General features: G+C 53.6%; 18 protein-coding genes and 1 other RNA gene. 7 read left to right on the top strand and 12 right to left on the bottom strand.

Going from position 1 to position 17,170, the window contains the following annotated elements; genetic code table 11:
- Positions 1-196: hypothetical protein (locus tag AUP42_RS21920; RefSeq protein ID WP_231858297.1), on the top strand; the 196-nt coding region annotated here is incomplete at its 5' end.
- Between the two features lie 34 nt (positions 197-230).
- Here AUP42_RS21920 and recR read toward each other — a convergent pair.
- The 4 genes from recR to ffs all read right to left on the bottom strand — a co-directional run bounded on the left by recR (position 231) and on the right by ffs (position 3,421).
- Complete coding sequence (gene recR / locus AUP42_RS14135; protein WP_062952266.1) at positions 231-824, bottom strand: recombination mediator RecR; 594 nt, start codon at positions 822-824, stop codon at positions 231-233.
- Between the two features lie 127 nt (positions 825-951).
- On the bottom strand, positions 952-1,275 hold the full coding sequence (locus AUP42_RS14130; protein WP_007091823.1) for a YbaB/EbfC family nucleoid-associated protein: 324 nt from the start codon (positions 1,273-1,275) through the stop codon (positions 952-954).
- Positions 1,272-3,173: a DNA polymerase III subunit gamma/tau gene (locus tag AUP42_RS14125; RefSeq protein ID WP_062952259.1), complete on the bottom strand. Its 1,902-nt coding sequence runs from the start codon at positions 3,171-3,173 to the stop codon at positions 1,272-1,274. Before AUP42_RS14125 ends, AUP42_RS14130 begins: the two co-directional genes overlap by 4 nt.
- A gap of 153 nt (positions 3,174-3,326) precedes the next feature.
- An RNA gene (gene ffs, locus AUP42_RS14120) (signal recognition particle sRNA small type) lies at positions 3,327-3,421 on the bottom strand.
- Positions 3,422-3,618: 197 nt separating this feature from the next.
- On the opposite strand from ffs, the gene nudC reads away from it, so the two are divergent.
- Both nudC and AUP42_RS14110 read left to right on the top strand, forming a co-directional pair.
- Positions 3,619-4,545 (top strand): NAD(+) diphosphatase, encoded by a 927-nt coding sequence (gene nudC / locus AUP42_RS14115; protein ID WP_062952258.1) that lies wholly within the window; start codon positions 3,619-3,621, stop codon positions 4,543-4,545.
- 83 nt (positions 4,546-4,628) lie between these two features.
- Positions 4,629-5,420, top strand: a complete 792-nt coding sequence (locus AUP42_RS14110) for a transporter substrate-binding domain-containing protein (protein ID WP_062952257.1) — start codon at positions 4,629-4,631, stop codon at positions 5,418-5,420.
- Positions 5,421-5,446: 26 nt separating this feature from the next.
- Here AUP42_RS14110 and AUP42_RS14105 read toward each other — a convergent pair whose 3' ends face one another.
- From AUP42_RS14105 to AUP42_RS14095, 3 genes are all read right to left on the bottom strand, one after another.
- Positions 5,447-5,812, bottom strand: coding sequence for a DUF1636 family protein (locus tag AUP42_RS14105; protein ID WP_062952265.1), 366 nt, complete (start codon positions 5,810-5,812; stop codon positions 5,447-5,449).
- An 81-nt stretch (positions 5,813-5,893) separates the two neighbouring features.
- Positions 5,894-6,481 (bottom strand): YdeI/OmpD-associated family protein, encoded by a 588-nt coding sequence (locus tag AUP42_RS14100; RefSeq protein WP_062952256.1) that lies wholly within the window; start codon positions 6,479-6,481, stop codon positions 5,894-5,896.
- Between the two features lie 44 nt (positions 6,482-6,525).
- Positions 6,526-7,407, bottom strand: coding sequence for a LysR family transcriptional regulator (locus tag AUP42_RS14095; RefSeq protein ID WP_062952255.1), 882 nt, complete (start codon positions 7,405-7,407; stop codon positions 6,526-6,528).
- Between the two features lie 140 nt (positions 7,408-7,547).
- On the opposite strand from AUP42_RS14095, the gene AUP42_RS14090 reads away from it, so the two are divergent.
- Positions 7,548-8,156 carry a glutathione S-transferase family protein gene (locus tag AUP42_RS14090; protein WP_082824783.1) on the top strand — a complete coding sequence of 203 codons (609 nt, stop codon included), beginning with the start codon at positions 7,548-7,550 and terminating at the stop codon, positions 8,154-8,156.
- Between the two features lie 127 nt (positions 8,157-8,283).
- Here the strand turns inward: AUP42_RS14090 and AUP42_RS14085 are convergent, their stop codons facing one another.
- Complete coding sequence (locus AUP42_RS14085) at positions 8,284-8,952, bottom strand: glutathione S-transferase family protein (RefSeq protein ID WP_062952263.1); 669 nt, start codon at positions 8,950-8,952, stop codon at positions 8,284-8,286.
- 157 nt (positions 8,953-9,109) lie between these two features.
- Here AUP42_RS14085 and AUP42_RS14080 point away from each other — a divergent pair, with 157 nt between their 5' ends.
- Complete coding sequence (locus tag AUP42_RS14080) at positions 9,110-9,811, top strand: TetR/AcrR family transcriptional regulator (RefSeq protein WP_062952254.1); 702 nt, start codon at positions 9,110-9,112, stop codon at positions 9,809-9,811.
- Between the two features lie 15 nt (positions 9,812-9,826).
- Here AUP42_RS14080 and AUP42_RS14075 read toward each other — a convergent pair whose 3' ends face one another.
- From AUP42_RS14075 to AUP42_RS14060, 4 genes are all read right to left on the bottom strand, one after another.
- The gene (locus AUP42_RS14075) at positions 9,827-10,912 is read right to left on the bottom strand and encodes a 2OG-Fe(II) oxygenase family protein (protein WP_062952253.1); all 1,086 of its coding nucleotides are present in this window, start codon (positions 10,910-10,912) and stop codon (positions 9,827-9,829) included.
- 41 nt (positions 10,913-10,953) lie between these two features.
- Positions 10,954-12,099 carry a succinyl-diaminopimelate desuccinylase gene (gene dapE / locus AUP42_RS14070; RefSeq protein ID WP_062952252.1) on the bottom strand — a complete coding sequence of 382 codons (1,146 nt, stop codon included), beginning with the start codon at positions 12,097-12,099 and terminating at the stop codon, positions 10,954-10,956.
- 146 nt (positions 12,100-12,245) lie between these two features.
- Positions 12,246-13,091 carry a 2,3,4,5-tetrahydropyridine-2,6-dicarboxylate N-succinyltransferase gene (gene dapD, locus AUP42_RS14065; RefSeq protein WP_062952251.1) on the bottom strand — a complete coding sequence of 282 codons (846 nt, stop codon included), beginning with the start codon at positions 13,089-13,091 and terminating at the stop codon, positions 12,246-12,248.
- Positions 13,092-13,271: 180 nt separating this feature from the next.
- Positions 13,272-13,970, bottom strand: a complete 699-nt coding sequence (locus AUP42_RS14060) for a pyrimidine 5'-nucleotidase (protein WP_062952250.1) — start codon at positions 13,968-13,970, stop codon at positions 13,272-13,274.
- A gap of 438 nt (positions 13,971-14,408) precedes the next feature.
- Between AUP42_RS14060 and AUP42_RS14055 the strand changes: the two genes are divergently transcribed.
- Both AUP42_RS14055 and AUP42_RS14050 read left to right on the top strand, forming a co-directional pair.
- The gene (locus AUP42_RS14055; protein WP_062952249.1) at positions 14,409-16,097 is read left to right on the top strand and encodes an EAL domain-containing protein; all 1,689 of its coding nucleotides are present in this window, start codon (positions 14,409-14,411) and stop codon (positions 16,095-16,097) included.
- Positions 16,098-16,342: 245 nt separating this feature from the next.
- Positions 16,343-17,161, top strand: coding sequence for a flagellin (locus AUP42_RS14050; RefSeq protein WP_062952248.1), 819 nt, complete (start codon positions 16,343-16,345; stop codon positions 17,159-17,161).
- Positions 17,162-17,170: the final 9 nt, after the last annotated feature.

Here is a 17,170-nt window from a genome sequence, read left to right as displayed (position 1 = left end):
AAACGCAAAAACCCGCAAAAGCGAATCACGCTTTGCGGGTTTTGTCTCCGGACCCATTTGTCCTGTTGACTTTATCTTTATGCCACAATCAAAAGAACAAATCAAGAACTTTTTTCAAAGAAGCCGGAAAAAGTTCCCGGTCGATGCTCTGCGTGACCGAAAAGGTATATTTATCAATATCCTGAGGCAGCATTGAATGCTGCCTTTCTGTTTTCATGAACGGTTTGCGATCAAACTGCGCTGCGTGATCGAAGGGCTGCGGCCAGCGTGCCGTCATCAAGGTAATCAAGTTCGCCGCCAACCGGGACCCCATGCGCCAGACGCGTAACCTTGACCCCGGTTTCGATCAGGCGTTCGGTAATGTAATGTGCGGTGGTCTGGCCATCGACCGTGGCATTGGTGGCAAGGATTACTTCGGTTACGGCTTCGTCATGTGCCCGTTCGATCAGTTGATCGATGCGCAAATCATCCGGCCCGACCCCATCAAGCGGCGACAATGTCCCGCCCAGAACATGATATTGCCCCTTGAACGCCCCGGCACGTTCCAGCGCCCAAAGATCCTGAACTTCCTCGACCACGCAAATCGCGTCGCGGGTGCGATTGCGGTCGGCACAAATATGGCACGGATCGACAACATCAATATTGCCGCAGACACCACAATTGGTCATGGCATTGGCGGTTTCTTCCAGTGCGTGGGACAACGGGATCATCAGGGTTTCGGGTTTTTTGAGCATCTGCAAAACCGCACGCCGTGCCGACCGCGGACCAAGCCCTGGCAGCCGTGACAGAAGCTTGATCAGATTTTCGATTTCCCGTCCGTTCATGATGGTCCCGTCTTGCGGTTGATCTTTTGATTGGTGTCTCTGGTAGCTTGTATCAAAAACAAAGGGCGGCGCAATGCCACCCTTTGATTTATGCGGCATGACCGCAATTTGATATTGGTTTTGCCGATCAGAACGGAAGTTTGAAACCTTCGGGCAGGTTGAGCCCGCCGGTGACGTCCTTCATCTTGTCCTGAACGGCGGCTTCGACCTTGACCTTGGCATCGTTATAGGCGGCAACGATCAGGTCTTCGAGGACTTCGGTGTCCTCGGGATCGACAATGCTTTTGTCGAGTTTCAGGCCGCGCATCTCGCCCTTGCCATTCAGCATGACCTTGACCATGCCCGCCCCGGACTGGCCTTCGATTTCAAGTGCCACAAGTCCTTCCTGCATTTCCTGCATTTTGGACTGCATTTGCTGGGCCTGTTTCAGCATCCCTGCAAGGTTCTTCATAGCTCGTCGTCTCCTTCGAGATAAAACGCATCATCGTAAACGGAACCGCTTTCGTCCTGCTCGCCCTCGGTTTCTTCCTGTCCCGGTGGCAGATGGACGGCAACGATTTTTGCCTTGGGTAACCCATCAAGGATCGCCTTGACCAGCGGATCAAGCGAAGCATCCGCCTTGCGCTGTTCAAGGTCCTCAAGTTCCTGTTCCTTAAGCGTCGGCGCACCTTCTTCGCGTTCCGAAACGCTGACCATCCAGCGATGACCGGTCAGATTGTTCAGGGTCTTGATCAACTGGCTTGCCAAATCCGCACGCGCACCCCGCGCAGGACGGAATTCAATGCGACCCGGTTCATATTTCACCAGATGCATATAATTTTTAAGCTGGATCGCAAGCGCGGTTGTCTCGCGCTCTTTCGACAGCAATTCGGCAACTTCGGCAAAGGTTTCGGGCAGCTTGGCATAAGCCTGTTGCGGGGCCTGTTCGGGTTCGCCCAGTGGATCGGGGCGGGCATGGGCAACTGCCGCACCACCGCCATTAACCACCTGCATGCGCGGCCCTGGTCCGCCGCCACCATTGCCGCCGCCACCGCCTTGCGGGGCATTACCGGATTTGTTCAGATCACTGCGCAGTTTCTTGATCAGATCGCCCGGGGGCGGCATTTCGGCGGCATAAGCCAGCCGGATCAGGATCATTTCAGCGGCTTGGATCGGGCTTGGCGCGATACGTGTTTCTTCCAGCCCTTTAAGCAGCATCTGCCAGGCACGGGTCAGCTGCGGCATGGCAAGCTTGGCAGCGATTTCCTTGCCGCGGTCGCGTTCTATCTGCGATACGCCGGGATCATTTGCCGCCTCGGGCGACAGCTTCACACGTGTCAGCCAATGGGTCAGATCAAGCATATCCTGCAACATCACCGCCGGATCGCCGCCTAGCGCATATTGCGCACCCAGCAATTCCAGTGCTTCGTTGATCTCGCCCTTCATCGTCTGATCAAACAGATCAAAAATCCGCGACCTGTCGGACAGGCCCAGCATATCGCGGACCTGCTGGGTCGTGACTTTGCCTGCACCATGCGAAATCGCCTGATCCAGAAGGCTCATGCCGTCGCGAACCGATCCGTCGGCGGCGCGTGCAATCAGGGCAAGCGCCTCGTCCTCGATATCGGCATGTTCAAGGTCGGCGATGCGTTTGTAATGGGCGGCCAGTTCGTCGGTCTGAACCCGGCGCAAATCGAAACGCTGGCAACGCGATAGGACCGTAATCGGAATTTTGCGGATTTCGGTGGTCGCAAAGATGAATTTCACATGCTCTGGCGGTTCTTCCAGCGTTTTCAAAAGCGCGTTGAACGCACTTTTCGACAGCATGTGCACTTCGTCGATGATGTAAATCTTGTAGCGCGCCGATGTCGGGCGATAACGGACGCCTTCGATCAGTTCGCGAATATCGTCAACACCGGTACGTGACGCGGCGTCCATTTCCAGAACGTCGACATGACGGTCTTCGGCAATCGCGCGGCAATGTTCGCAAACACCGCATGGCTCGATGGTGGCATTGCCTTTACCATCCGGCCCGATGCAGTTCAGCGCGCGCGCAATGATACGGGCGGTGGTGGTTTTACCGATCCCGCGCACCCCGGTCAGAACAAAGGCATGCGCCAGACGACCGCTTTCAAGCGCGTTCGACAGCGTCTTGACCATCGGCCCGTGACCGATCAGCTCGTCAAAGGTTTTCGGGCGGTATTTACGGGCAAGAACCTGATATTCGCTTTTGGGCGCTTCTTCGGCCTTTGCGGCAGGCGCAGAGGCGGGTGCCGCCGCGGCGGGTTCCTGTTCCATATCAAGCTCTGGCGCCTCAGCCTCGGGCGTTTCTGGTGCTGACGTTTCGGTGCTGTCGATCTGATCCGTCATTCATCCGGTCCGGCATGTTTCAATGTGCTTTGGTTTTAGCAGCTTCGTCCCCGCATGGGAAAGACCAAGTGGGAAATTTCCCACACAAAATTCCATGGCAGGCGGGATGCTGCAAAGCATGGCGGAAACGTGTGATTTTGGGGGATGCAAAGGGTGAGAGACTGAACCGCGACCCGGAAAAACTCGTTACGGCTGCTACCTTCCGGTCCTGACCGGGTTGGCGAGCGGTCCGTCCGCGGCCAGCCTCTCGCCCCCTATATCGCGCAAGGAACCATAAAACGCAAGGCCCGGCTTTGATTTTTTGATAAATCGCGTGATCGTGGCTTTGATGGCGGGTTTGGTCGCGCTAATGTCGGTGCCCGTCACTTGAATATGTTGATCCGCCATGTCGAATACCGGGACTCGGTCCCGTTTCTGGCGGCACCAAACAAGGAATTGCCCCGAAATGGACAGGCTGTTTTACGAAGCAACCGATCTGGATCGCGATGCCCGGTTGCGCACCCGGGAAAACTGGCGTGAACTGCTGCTGGCCGAGGAAAGCGTTAAAATTCTGATCTGCCATGCTGGCGACCCTTTGTTTGCGTGGCCCGAAGACATGAACGAGCACGAGCTTGTTGTCGTCGGAGGTCCCGCCTTGCCGTATCTTGATCTTGAAATCGAACGGGCAAATTGGATTTATATCGGTCGACATGGCGGAGAGGCCGTCATCGCGATTGATATCGCGCCAATCATTTCTGATCGCGATGATGCCATTCGTCGATTGGGTGGTGGGTTTGGCGATATGCGTAGCCGTATGGCAGCTCTTTCCGAAGACGAGGCCGCCCTTGCGGCCCAGGCCCGCGCCATTTTCAACTGGCATCAGAAACATCAGTTTTGCGGTGTATGCGGGCATCCCAATCAGGTGATGGAAGCCGGTTACCGCCTGCAATGCAGTAACCCGGAGTGCGGTACCCCGCATTTTCCGCGGACTGATCCGGCGGTGATCATGCTGATCCATCACAATGACCATGTCTTGCTGGCACGTTCCCCGCAATTCCTCCCCGGTACCGTTTCCGTGCTTGCCGGGTTTGTCGAACCGGGAGAAACGCTTGAACAGGCCGTTGCGCGCGAAGTGTTCGAAGAAGTCGGGATACGCATCAAGCGTGCACGCTATATTGCATCTCAACCATGGCCTTTCCCCGGGTCCTTGATGCTTGGCTTTATCGCCGAGGCAGAAACGACCGACATCGTCATTGATGAAAAGGAAATTGAATTCGCGATGTGGGTGCATCGCGACGAGGTTGCCGCCCTGCCGGAAAAAGGCGTCAATCTTCCCCGTCCCATTTCTATTGCGCGCTACCTTCTGGAAAACTGGTGCGAAGGACGCATATAGAGAAGTATTCACCGTACTGTGATGGTTTGGAATGCCGTTGCATCTCGGTCAATAAACGGGTGGGAGAAAGGATAAGTCTTCGGATGAAGCAAGTGTTTCGGTGGTTTGGCAATCTGATGGGATCGGCATGTTTGGCGATCGCCTTTTCAGCAGATGCCAAAGCAAAGGATCCGATAAATGTCAGGGTAGGCAGCTATGAATATGGCGTTGTCTATTTTTTTGACGGCGATAAACCAGCCGGATTTGCGCCCGAACTGATCGCGGCTCTGAACGCGATCCAATCAACCTATTTTTTTCAACTTGTCGAAACGTCCTCGCGCCGTCGATACAGAGATCTGGCTGCGGGCATGTTCGATATGGTTCTGCTCGAAAGTTCCGATTGGGAATGGGACGATCAGAATGTTGTGTTTTCCGATCCGATCGTGACGGAACATGACCTGTATGTCGCAAGGCGAAGGGACATTCCCGGGCCAAGCTGGTTCGACGAGGTAACCTCGCGCAATATTCTGTGCGTGCTGGGTTTCCATTATGGATTTTCCGGCTTCAATTCCAACCCGGATTATCTTCGCGACAATTTCAATGTTTCGTTGCTTTACAACGAACAGCAGGTACTGGAAGAATTGCTGTCTGGTTCTGGCGATGTTGGTATCGTTTCCGCAGGATTTCTTGCCCGAACCTTTCAGGCGCAGCCTGAACTCGCTGATCAGGTATTCATCGGGCCAAAACCCGATTCAAGCTATGATCTGGTTTCTGTGATGTCAGAAAAATCGGTGATCCCGGTCAACGAGTTCAATGACCTGATTCGCGTTCTGCACACCAGTGGAAATATTGCGAAGAACTGGCGCGAATTGCATCAGAACCTTTCCAAACCCTGATCTTTCCGCGGTGAATTTCATGATATTCAGTCTAGCGGCGGAATGCGCGCGATAACGTTGCGACGCAGACTTTCAGGTCGTTCACGCCATGGTACGATACCGTCATTTGTCCCGGCATAGCGACGGCCGAGTTCGCAAAGATCATCGATCATGCCGGTATCAAGATTGCCATAAACATATCCCCATTTACCCGGCCCGCTAAGCGCAACTGAGCAGCCCGATTTGCAATTGGTCAGGCATTCGACGGCTCTGATATCAAATGGCATATCTTGCTTGGCACAGCTTTCGACCATTTTATCAAACAGTTCCCGGCCATGACGGGGATCGGTAGCTCCCTCGGCCGAGGAAGCAGTGCAGGTCGTGCAGATATTCAGGCGCGCTTTGGTGGTCATGGCATCCAATAAGGTTAAGGTGGTTGCAGGACGCGCATCCAAACAGTTTGCCCGTTGTCCGGTCAAGTCATCTTGTTATGACTAACGATCCTGAAGGCCTTTCCCTTCCATAATGCGCGGCATACATTTCTCGATTCGGGATGTGCGCGTGGCCGATTGTTTGGCACCGGAAAAATGAAGGTTGTATCCCCGTTGCCGACCAGGTGTCAGCGCATTGAAAGCACGTCCTAGATCCGGATTTTCGGCAAATTTTTTCAGAAGCTCTGCCGGAAGTTCAAGCTTGTTCTTTTCGCTGAACTCGATCTTGAGTCCCGATTTCTCCACGGCGATTGCTGCCTTTATGTAGGCCTTCAGAATGTTTTCTTTGGCAGTGATTTCCGGAACCGAAGCGAAATGAATGCGGCGCATGGCCTGCGAATTTTCGCCCGGTTTGGCAAGGATATCCTCTGGATCATCCATCAGTGCACCCTTGAAAAATCCAAGCGCACAATCATCCTTCATCCCGTAAATCATCAGGATATTGCTACCCTCGAACGTGTAGCAAAGGTTGCCCCATTTGACATCTTCGGTCAGTCCACATTCAAGAATGATTGATCTTAGCGCTTTGCGTTCTTCGTGCCACTTCTCCTGCGCCAGAAGCGCATCGACCTTTGCTGCCAAACTCGTCATTTATTGAAACTCCGGCGACCCTTTTTTCTCTATCCCCTATTCAATCAGCCGGTTGCGCGGATGGTCAAGTTATCATCATTGATATATTCGCTCACAAAACTCTGGATCGTTGCGGCAAGCTGCCGATCCACAAGCGGATGCGACGCATCCGACAGCATCAGGGCTACCCCGACCGCGGGTAATGGCGGGAAACCGTCGCGACTTTCAAGAATCTGAAACTCGTCCGTGACACTTGCCGCGGCAAGTGCTGCTACACCAAGTCCGTCACGCACCAGATGCAGTAACGATGCCGCCTGTCTGGTCGTTGCAAACAGGGTAAAAGGACGATCCGCCTTTGAAATGGCATCAATCGCCCAAGCATGGAATTTGCAATCTTCGGCAGGCAGAACAAGCGACAGCGGGTTCGCCAGATGTTGTTTGTGAATCGGCGACGAAACCCAGACACCGGGTTCATGGCGCAGGAAATATCCCTCTTCGCCTTTTTCTGATCGGCTGATGATGGATACATCAAGTTCACCCTGATCAAGCATCCGGTGGAGCAATATCGTCGGATTGACGGAAATAAAGAATTTGGCATCGGGATGGGTCTTGCGTATGGCGCGCAGTACCACCGGCAGGATTTTCTGGGTGTAATCGTCCGGGCATCCGATCCGGATCGGGCGGCTACTATCCTGCCCGCGCATCTTTCCCATGGCCTCGTCCTGCAGAGACAGCATACGCCTTGCATACCCGACAAAAGTGATGCCATCGGCCGTCAATAGAACATTGCGGCCGTCTCGTTCAAACAGTGTATTGCCAACAATATCTTCCAGTCGTTTCATCTGCATGGAAAAGGCCGACGGGGTGCGACCTATCCGGTCTGCCGCACGATTGAAACTGCCGCATTCGGCAAACGCAACAAAACTTCGAAGCAGATCGGAATCCATGAAACATCCTTTGATCAGAAATAATGATCAATAAATTTGAACTGTCTGGTCAAAACTATTCGATTGTTTGCCAGTCGACCAGCGCCAATTATCTGCGCTGGCCGGCCATTGCTGTTTGCAAGTGCCAAAGGAATATCGAAATGATCCTTCATGATTTTTTACCTTCGGGAAATGGTTACAAAATCCGTTTGCTGTTAACCCTTCTCGGCAAACCGTTTGCTCTGGTCGAGCATGACATCACCAAGGGTGAAACCCGCACGCCCGAATTTCTGTCGCGGATCAATGCCAATGGCAAAATCCCGGCGCTGGAATTCGACAATGGTCGGGTTCTGGTCGAAAGCAATGCGATTTTGCTCCACCTTGCCGAGGGAACATCCTATTTACCGATCGATGCGTGGGAACGTACCGAGGTCATGCAATGGCTGTTCTTTGAACAATATGATCACGAACCGACAATTGCCGTTTTGCGGTCATGGGTCGGGATCAAGGGCATGCCCGAACATGCCGATATTCTCGTGCCGATGAAGCGCGCAGGTGCGAAAAAGGCGCTCGATCTTATGGAAAAACGCCTGTCGGGGCATAACTGGCTGGTGGGTGATGCGTTGACCATCGCTGATATATCCCTTTACGCCTACACCCACGTTGCCGAAGAGGGCGATATTGATCTATCGGTCTATCCGGGCATCCAAGCATGGCTTGACCGTATTGCCGCACTGCCGGGATATGTTCCGATCACGTGGAAGCCCTGATTCCATCCGCCGATGAAAAACAGCCGCCCCGTCATCGGATGGGGGCATCCTGATCGGGGCGGCTGCAAGACCCGATGCGCGATCCAGGTAGCGCACAGGGGAAAAGAAAAAGGACGGTGCTGTGTTCCTATGCCGATCGCAAAATACGGTCGGGTAATAACGGGTCGGTTGCGGCGGCTGAATGGCGTGCCTGAAAATTGTTGAAAGCGGCATTGATATTCGGGACCTCTGCCAGAATTTCCGGCCCGCCGGGCATTGCTTTCAGATACTGGATCATCGGCATAATCAGCATATCGGGAATGGTAAAGCGCGGACCGAACAACCAGCCATCGGCATAATGCGGATCAAGTACCTTGAGGTCGCCGGCAATCAGGTCGCCAATGCGGCTCATGCGTGTGGCAAAGCCCGGATCGTTGCGCTGTTCTTCATCGGCAAAGACCATCGGGATGACAAATTGCCGCAGGATATGCGGATCAAGCCGCGTAAGCGCGACACTGATCCATTGTTCCATATGCGCGACCTTGTCATGACGCACGGGGCGTAACAGCGGTCCGTCAAAGGCATCGTCAATATATCGGCAGATCGCGGCTGTTTCGTACAGTACCAGACTGTCATGTACCAAAACCGGTACCTTGCCAAACGGATTGAAACGCAGCAATTCGGGCGTAGGGGATGAGCCGGGGGTTTGAATGCCCTTGGTGCGAAACGCGAACGAAATCTCTTTCTCGATACAGGCAATCCGGACAGTGCGCGACAGGCTGCTGCGCGGCATGCCGTAAATAATCACCTCGGACATCGCAAAATCCTTTGCATCTGTGATACGCGCATGAAACCAAAACAGGGCTTTGATGCGCGAAACTTGCCAACAGGATTGCGGACCACATAATATGTTCAAGAACATATTTTAAAAATGTGCGAGCCTTGTTTCCAGCCACACAGATTGGAGCCAAAGCATGCCTTACAGTCCGGACCACAAGCCAAAGACGCGACAAAAAATCATCCGCTCGGCGGCCAAGCTTTTCAAAACGGTCGGCTATGAGAATGTTACCATTGATCAGGTGATGGCTGATGCCGGGCTCACGCGCGGTGGGTTTTATGCCCATTTCAAAAACAAGGAGGACCTGTTTGTCGCTACCGTCGAAAGCGGCATTGATCTTCTTGGCGAACCGGTTCTGTCGCGTTTGCGCAAGGCCGAAAAATTCGGACTTGATTGGACCACTACCTTCGCTGAGCTTTATCTGTCCAATCAGCATCTGCATCACCCCGGAAAGGGGTGTGCATTACCAACACTCTCAACCGAAGTTGCCCGTTCGGGCGAACGTGCACAGAAGGCTTTTTCCAAGGTTATTCGCGGGGCATGCGGCAAGCTTGCCGCGAAACTGGCCCTTGAGGAACGGGGCATGGCACCGATGACCCGCGAAGAAGCCAATGCCTGGTTTGAAAGTCCGCCACTTGATGAAATCGGTAAGGAACACCGCATCAATGCAACCGCGATGCTGTCGATGATGGTTGGGGCGATGGTGCTTGGCAGGGCTGTTGATGACGAAACGGCCGAGCTGATCCTGAACTCCGTGCGAAAAACCGTGCCGCGGCTCAAATCACCACAAGAAAGCGTGGGGAATGCTGTGCGCCAATCCGCTGAAAGCCCTATCTAACGATCGATCAGCCGATCAGCGTTTCATCGCAAGTGGGGCGATCTGGCCTTGGCGTTGGGCGATCATTTTTTGTTCCGCGATTGCGCCGGCCTCGTCGGTCAGGAAGGTGAAAATTCCGAACCGGCGGCCTTGGGTGACCGGCATTGCTTCATGCAGCAGCGAACAGGAAAAGATCACGGCACCTCCGGCAGGTGGTGCATAAAGACTGCGGCCATATTCCGGAAAACGGACCTGCCCGCCTTCATATGTGATCGGGTTCAGGTTTAGTGATACGGCAAATCGCCGATGAGCTGTAAACGCAGTGCGGTTATCCCGATGGCGGCCAAAATGGCCCTGATCGGCTGCGTCATAACATCCGATCCGCAGGGCTTCCATGCTGGCCGTTCTGAACTGGAAGGCCTTGAACAGTTCCGGAATGACGCGCGTAACGATACGGGTTTTGACTTTCTCGAACAGCATTTCATCCAAAAGGACAACATCGTTGCGTTTCTTGATATCGGATTTTGCCGTGCTGCTGTTTGCTGCCCCTTGGGACACGCCGTCCGCCCGTTTTTCCCCGGCCTCCCAATAGGTGATCAGGGCATCGCAGAGTTCAGGTTCCAAAATGTCGTGCAGCAACATCACCGGCGCCTGACGATTGACCACATCGGATTTACTTGCGGCGTGAATTGCCTTGCAGACGTCAATGCCGTCATCAACATCCGCAAACGATGCATTGAACACCAGCCGATGATTTGGATCGATCAGAAGCATTGAGGAACCAGTAACGCCAAACAGCTTTTTGACCGCGTTTTCCGCGTCATAAAGCTCCGTTGCTTTGGCGTTTGATTTCGCGGCTTTCCTAGGGCTTTTCTTGCCACCGATGATCAGAAAAGTCAGAGTTTCGCAACCCGTGACCTGATCAAGAAACCGGTCGATTTCCTGCCATGTTTCCTTGGTCGGTTTGTCATCTAGCAACCAAAGCGCAAGTGTGTTTCCCGCGATCAGCTGATCGGTCAGGTCGGTCGGTTGTCCCGCGGTGTCGGGTAGGACGATTTTCGGGACAATGTCACCTTTGGCAATCCGAATTGAACTGGTTGCTGCCTTTGGTGTTTCTGACATTTCCCTGATCCCCCGATCCGTTTAAATCTGTCCGGCCTTTATCAGACTTTCGCAAAGTACCCTGAAAGAATATCGGCGTAAATCACGACCAGTTTTTCAATGTCTTCGACCATGGCATGCTCGTCGACCTTGTGCATGCTTTGTCCGACCAGACCGAATTCCACGACTTCGCAATATTTGTGGATAAAGCGGGCATCCGATGTGCCGCCCGTGGTGCTCATATCCGGTCGATGGCCCGTGATCTTTTCCGAGGCATCGGAAATCAGGGCAGCAAGCTTGCCGGGCTCGGATACAAACGCCTCGCCGGAAATCTTGACTTTAAGGTCATGAGCACCGGCATATGCGGCACAGGTTTCGCGGATCCATTTCTCGAGATCGACACCCTGATGCAGGTCGTTGAAACGGATATTAAATGCGGCACTGACCTTCGACGGCACCACGTTGGTCGCGGGATTTCCGGCATCGACGGTGGTGACTTCCAGATTGCTTGGCTGGAAATGCGGAGTGCCTTTATCGAGTTCGTGCGTGGTAAGGGCATTAAGGACCTTTAACATGCGTGGTACAGGATTATCGGCCAGATGCGGATAGGCAACATGCCCCTGCGCGCCATAGATCGTTAGCCAGCCGGTAATGGAACCGCGGCGACCGACTTTCATCATCTCGCCCAGATAAGTTGGATTGGTCGGTTCCCCCAGAAGGCAGACATCAAGTTTCTCGCCATGTTTGTCACACCAGTCGAGAAGCTTGATCGTGCCGTTCACCGCATCGGCTTCTTCATCACCGGTAATCAGGAAGCTTATGCTCTCGTCAAAATCGGGATGGGCTGCCAAAAAGGCATCAACGGATTCAACGAAACAGGCAATATTGGTTTTCATATCAACCGCGCCGCGCCCAAACAGACGGCCATCCTTGATTTCGCCACCAAATGGATCAACTGTCCATGCTGCGGCATCGCCTGCCGGAACTACGTCAGTATGTCCAGCAAAACAGAAATTGCGCCCTTTGGTGCCCAGTCGGGCATAAAGGTTGTCGATGCTATCCCAGCCGTCTTCGTGAAAGACTTTGCGTTTGCAGTCAAAGCCGCGTGCTTCAAGGGCAGCCTGCAATACATCAAGGGCACCGGCATCCGCAGGCGTGACGGACGGGCAGCGGATCAGGGACTGGGCAAGGTCAAGGGCGGTGGGCATTTGATATTCTCTTGGCTTCGTGATGATGGACGAGGATTTGCATCCCATTATCAATGTTTCACTGGAAACATTTGACGAGCAAAAAAGGAGCGAAACGGTTTTCCGCCTCGCCCCTTATAAATCATTGGCAAATCGGGTGACAGAAATCAGTCACGCAGCAATTCGTTGATCGAGGTTTTCGAACGGGTTTTTTCATCCACACGTTTGATGATAACCGCGCAATACAGGCTTGGCCCCGGCTTGCCATCGGGCAACGGTTTGCCCGGAATGCTGCCCGGAACCACAACCGAATAGGCCGGGACACGGCCGACAAAGGTTTCGCCGGTGGTGCGGTCAATGATCTTGGTCGATGCACCGATGAACACACCCATCGAAATCACGGCACCTTCTTCGACGATCACACCTTCAACGATTTCCGAACGCGCCCCGATAAAGGCGTTGTCTTCGATAATGACCGGACCGGCCTGCAGTGGTTCAAGGACGCCACCGATACCCGCACCACCCGAAAGATGAACGTTTTTACCGATCTGTGCGCAGGAGCCGACGGTTGCCCAGGTATCAACCATGACGCCAGTATCAACATAGGCACCAAGGTTCACAAAGCTCGGCATCAGAACGGTACCCGGTGCGACATAGGCAGAACGGCGCACGATGCTGCCCGGTACGGCGCGGAAACCGGCATTTTTGAATTCGGCCTCGCCCCACCCTTCAAATTTCGACGGGACCTTGTCCCACCAGTTGGTGTTTTCGCCGGGGCCGCCGGAAATGGTGGTCATGTCATTGAGACGGAAGGACAGAAGAACCGCCTTCTTGGCCCACTGATTGACAACCCACTTGCCATCGGTTTTTTCAGCAACACGCAGTTTACCGCTATCAAGTGCGGCAAGCGTCTGGTCGACGGCCTTGCGGATTTCACCCTGTGTGGCAGAGCTGATTTCGTCGCGGTTTTCCCAAGCGACGTTGATCACGCCTTCAAGTTCTGTTCTGTCCATTTTCAGAAGTCCTTGCGGTCAGCTTTAATTTCATGTCGGGCGGAGAATGGTCAAAGCCTGTGGTGAAGTCAACTCCGCCAGTTTACTTAGGGGTTCCCTGATCCTGACCCGCGAAAGAATTACCCGATCATGAGGGCAAGCTCAATCTTGGAACCATGACAAATTCGCTCGCGAACGGTTTTATACCGGACTGATGGCCAGTTTGCGCAAGAAATGCACCAGATTGTCGGTTTGGTGATCAATCCGGGGATCATCGCTTCCGGCCTGCGCCCATTCCTCGTCCGTGTGGACCCAGACGGTGGTCATGCCCATATCCTTGGCCGGAAGCAGGTTTTTGGCCATGTCTTCGAAATAGATCGCGCGTGCCGGATCAATCGCATCACGCGCAAGAAGCCGATCATAGGGCTGGCGTTCAGGCTTGGGGATATAGTCGGCATCAACGATGTCAAAGATGGTTTCAAAATGGCTGGCAATGCCAAGGCGGTCCATCACCCGTTCAGCATGTCCACGTGATGCATTGGTGAAAATCACCTTGCGGCAGGGCAGTGCATTCAATGCTGCTGCCAGCTCCGGTGCAGGATCGACCACTGACAGATCAATATTGTGAACCTTGTTCAGGTAGTCCGCGGGATCAATATTATGTTCGGTCATCAGACCACGCAGCGTTGTGCCATAGCGATGAAAATAGCTTTTCTGGATGACATAGGCCTCGTCCGCCGGAAGGTGCAATGTGTCGCGCACATACTGGCCGATCAGATTGGATACCTGCGAAAACAGGTCACATGCCGACGGATAAAGCGTGTTGTCGAGATCAAAGATCAGGACATTGTCGGGCGCAATGCGCGGCATGGCGGTGGCAGCAGAAACGATCGGCGGCATGTTGAATCAATCCGGTTGTGTGCAGTGGCGACGAGAATTCAGACGGTGGTCATTACGCTTTCGGCTGTTCTTTCTTATGGGATTACAGCCGGTTTGCAAAGGCAGGGCGATGTATTTTGCAGTGCATCATTGTAGGCATGCGGTTTTTGCAATCATTTCAGGCTCGAATAATTCGGGTTTGGGGTTTAAAAAGCCCCGCCCGAACAAAGATATAATCAATCTGCGTTCGGAACGTGACGGTGCCAAGGGGGATGTTCCGGTTTACGGAGCATGATGCACCCGGAAATATGTTCGCCAGGTTCGAAATCTGCTGGTGCTGTAAAGGCGTTATTAAGGGTGCCATGCAGATGATAGGCGAATTCGTCTTTGCGGATGATGTGACTTCCTGAATTGGGGGCAGGAAGGCGCAAGGATTTCGAGGCAGCTCAAGAGGACCCTTTGGAAAAGCTTCTCAAAAGTCGCACGACGGAACTGCGCAACGAACGAAACCGCTTCGCAGCACTTGCGTTTGTGTGGGGGGATCTTCTGCTGGAACTGGATGACGATCTGAGGATCGTGTTCGCATCCGGTGCGGCAGATGGAATGATTGGCCGGTCGGCAGCCGATCTTGAGGGCCATACCCTGCAGTCCGTGCTGGCCCCGCAATTCAGACCGCTGGTTCAGGAAATGTTGTATGTGGCGCGCCGTCGTGGCCGGATGGACAACATCCAGGTGCGGTTTATTCGCCCGGACGAACAGCTAAGCGCCCCGGTCTCCATGAGCGGTTATTTCCTTCCCGATCTTGGCGATCATTTTTTTGTCGCCCTGCGCGTTGCGATCAACACATTGCCTCATGATGTGGCGCGATCGATCAAGCGCGATGATGCAACCGGCCTGATGGACGAGGAAAGTCTTTCCCGGGTGGTGACCGAACGTCTGATGGCGCAACGCGAAACCGGTGCAGAACATAAATTTACCCTGATGACGCTGAATGCGTTTGATCCATTGTGTAAACGCATGGAGCAAATCGAACGTGATGAAATGCTGGCCAGTATAGGTGCGTTTCTGCGTGCGCACTCCGTTGCCGGGGATACTGCGGGTCGCCTGAATGGCAACCAGTTTGGCATGTTACACAGGCCGGACGTGCCGGTTGGCGAACTTGAAAACCGGATTGCCGACTGTGCACGGGATGCCGATCCGTCGGGCAAGGGTGTGGATATTTCGACATCTGTTACCGATTTCACCGCCGAGATGATCCCGCCGGGCGATCTGGCGCGTGGGGTGCTTTATTCCATCCGCCGGTTCTGCGACCGGCAGGAGCACGGGTTCACATTCTCCCGCCTGATCGGACAGGCCCCCAATCTGGTAAATGATACATTCTCGGCCATGCGCGATTTCGGAATGCGGGTCGATCGGCTGAAATTCGATGCGGTTTATCAGCCGATCGTGCGATTGCCATCTGCGGAAATTCACCATTTCGAGGTTCTTGCACGTTTTTATGATGACGAAGGCAAGCTGATTCCAACGGATCGTCTGATCACTTTTGCCGAACAGGTCAATATGATCCACAGGTTGGATCTGGCTATGATGCGCCGGACGCTGAAATGGATACGCAATCAGCTGGACGAGGGTATTGATGCCCGCGTTGCGGTGAACGTTTCAGGGCACAGTATTGAAAACCCCGATTTCTGCCGGTCGGTAATTGCTCTTTTTGAACGTAATCGCGATACGATGGGGCAGCTGATGATCGAGATCACCGAAACGGCTGAAATTACCGACATCGATACGGCTTCGACCTGGATCACACGTTTTCGGGATTTCGGGGTTGAGATTTGTCTGGATGATTTCGGTACCGGGGCATCGAATTTCCGGTATCTGAGTGCGCTCGATGTCGATTATGTCAAGATCGACGGGGAATCAATCCGCCAGTCCCTGAAATCATCCAAAGGTCGTGCGTTCATGAAGTCGCTGGTTGATCTGTGTCATGAACTGAAGGTCGAGGTCGTGGCGGAAATGATCGAAACCGATGCCATGCGTGAAATGGTGACAAAGGTCGGTTTCGACTATGCGCAAGGGTATCTTTTTGGCAAACCTGAAAAGGATATCACGCTTTACTGGCGCAATATTCACGATCCCAAGCGCCATTAGACTCAACCCGATAGTCACTGCAAAGGTCGCCACAACGGCGGCCTTTTTTAATGTCGGAAACGCAAATAATTTCGCTTGGGAAACGCTGAAAACAGTCATTTTGGGGCAGGTTTCGGCAAGTGCGGAAAAAAAACGCCAAATGCATCGCCAGTTTTGCCGCTTGTCTGCGTGGATATGGATACCGGCCCGTTTTGGTCGGTTGGCAGGTATGTCAGTTCCATTCTTCCATATAGGAGATCCAGAAAATGGCGAGCATTAACACCAATATGTCGGCGACACTGGCAGTGTCGAACCTGAACAAGACCACTGACGAGATGACTTCTGTTCTGACGGCAATGTCGAGCGGCAAGTCGATCAACTCTGCATCGGATGATGCTGCGGGTCTCGCGGTTTATACTGCGATGTCTGTTGACTATGCCGCCTGGGAACAGGCTGGTGATAACGCCGAAGTCGCAACGGCCATTCTTGAAACCGCTGACGGCGGTCTTTCGGAAATCGGCGATATTCTTGAACGTATGTATGAACTGGCATCCGAAGCATCTTCGGGTTCGGTGACCGATACGGAACGTGCCTATCTTGACGCGGAATATCAGGAACTGGTTGCACAGGTTGATTCTATCGTCAACTCGACGACCTATTTCGATACTTCACTGCTGGACGGCACCTATAACGAGAACTTCACCGTTTCGGCCGATTCAAGTGTTGCTGCAATTGCCGTTGACCTGTCTGCACAGGCCTATGACGCAGCAAGCCTTGGCCTGGCCGGTGATTTGACGTCCTCGACCAATGCAGCGACCGAGCTGACGGCAATCGAGGCGGCTGTTACGACCGTTTCTTCTGGCCGCGCAACGGTCGGTGCGCTGATGTCGCGGTTTGATTATGCGTCCGGCAACATCGAAACCGCACAGACAAACCTTGAAGCCGCAATGAGCGTCTATATGGATGCCGATATCGCGGAACTGAGTGCTGAACAGACGGAACTTGGTGTGAAGATGGATTCTGCCATCCAGGCTCTGTCGGTTTCCAACGAAAATCTCGAGAAGCTCTCGCGTTTGCTGAGCTAACTCGGCGTG

The organism is Thalassospira lucentensis, from assembly GCF_001613805.1.
Lineage (GTDB): Bacteria > Pseudomonadota > Alphaproteobacteria > Rhodospirillales > Thalassospiraceae > Thalassospira > Thalassospira lucentensis_A.
The sequence above is the reverse complement of the archived record's forward strand: the minus strand, read 5'-3'. Positions and strand labels throughout refer to the sequence as shown.

What these genes read in the sequence shown, in the direction of transcription:
- dapE (WP_062952252.1), bottom strand. Translation starts at nt 12,099, where the DNA reads ATGCCCACCGCCCTTGACCTTGCCCAGTCCCTGATCCGCTGCCCGTCC.
- AUP42_RS14080 (WP_062952254.1), top strand. Translation starts at nt 9,110, where the DNA reads ATGCCTTACAGTCCGGACCACAAGCCAAAGACGCGACAAAAAATCATC.
- AUP42_RS14050 (WP_062952248.1), top strand. Translation starts at nt 16,343, where the DNA reads ATGGCGAGCATTAACACCAATATGTCGGCGACACTGGCAGTGTCGAAC.
- AUP42_RS14085 (WP_062952263.1), bottom strand. Translation starts at nt 8,952, where the DNA reads ATGTCCGAGGTGATTATTTACGGCATGCCGCGCAGCAGCCTGTCGCGC.
- AUP42_RS14105 (WP_062952265.1), bottom strand. Translation starts at nt 5,812, where the DNA reads ATGACCACCAAAGCGCGCCTGAATATCTGCACGACCTGCACTGCTTCC.
- nudC (WP_062952258.1), top strand. Translation starts at nt 3,619, where the DNA reads ATGGACAGGCTGTTTTACGAAGCAACCGATCTGGATCGCGATGCCCGG.
- AUP42_RS14075 (WP_062952253.1), bottom strand. Translation starts at nt 10,912, where the DNA reads ATGTCAGAAACACCAAAGGCAGCAACCAGTTCAATTCGGATTGCCAAA.
- AUP42_RS14095 (WP_062952255.1), bottom strand. Translation starts at nt 7,407, where the DNA reads ATGGATTCCGATCTGCTTCGAAGTTTTGTTGCGTTTGCCGAATGCGGC.
- AUP42_RS14110 (WP_062952257.1), top strand. Translation starts at nt 4,629, where the DNA reads ATGAAGCAAGTGTTTCGGTGGTTTGGCAATCTGATGGGATCGGCATGT.
- AUP42_RS14100 (WP_062952256.1), bottom strand. Translation starts at nt 6,481, where the DNA reads ATGACGAGTTTGGCAGCAAAGGTCGATGCGCTTCTGGCGCAGGAGAAG.
- dapD (WP_062952251.1), bottom strand. Translation starts at nt 13,091, where the DNA reads ATGGACAGAACAGAACTTGAAGGCGTGATCAACGTCGCTTGGGAAAAC.
- AUP42_RS14060 (WP_062952250.1), bottom strand. Translation starts at nt 13,970, where the DNA reads ATGCCGCCGATCGTTTCTGCTGCCACCGCCATGCCGCGCATTGCGCCC.
- AUP42_RS14090 (WP_082824783.1), top strand. Translation starts at nt 7,548, where the DNA reads ATGATCCTTCATGATTTTTTACCTTCGGGAAATGGTTACAAAATCCGT.
- AUP42_RS14125 (WP_062952259.1), bottom strand. Translation starts at nt 3,173, where the DNA reads ATGACGGATCAGATCGACAGCACCGAAACGTCAGCACCAGAAACGCCC.
- recR (WP_062952266.1), bottom strand. Translation starts at nt 824, where the DNA reads ATGAACGGACGGGAAATCGAAAATCTGATCAAGCTTCTGTCACGGCTG.
- AUP42_RS14130 (WP_007091823.1), bottom strand. Translation starts at nt 1,275, where the DNA reads ATGAAGAACCTTGCAGGGATGCTGAAACAGGCCCAGCAAATGCAGTCC.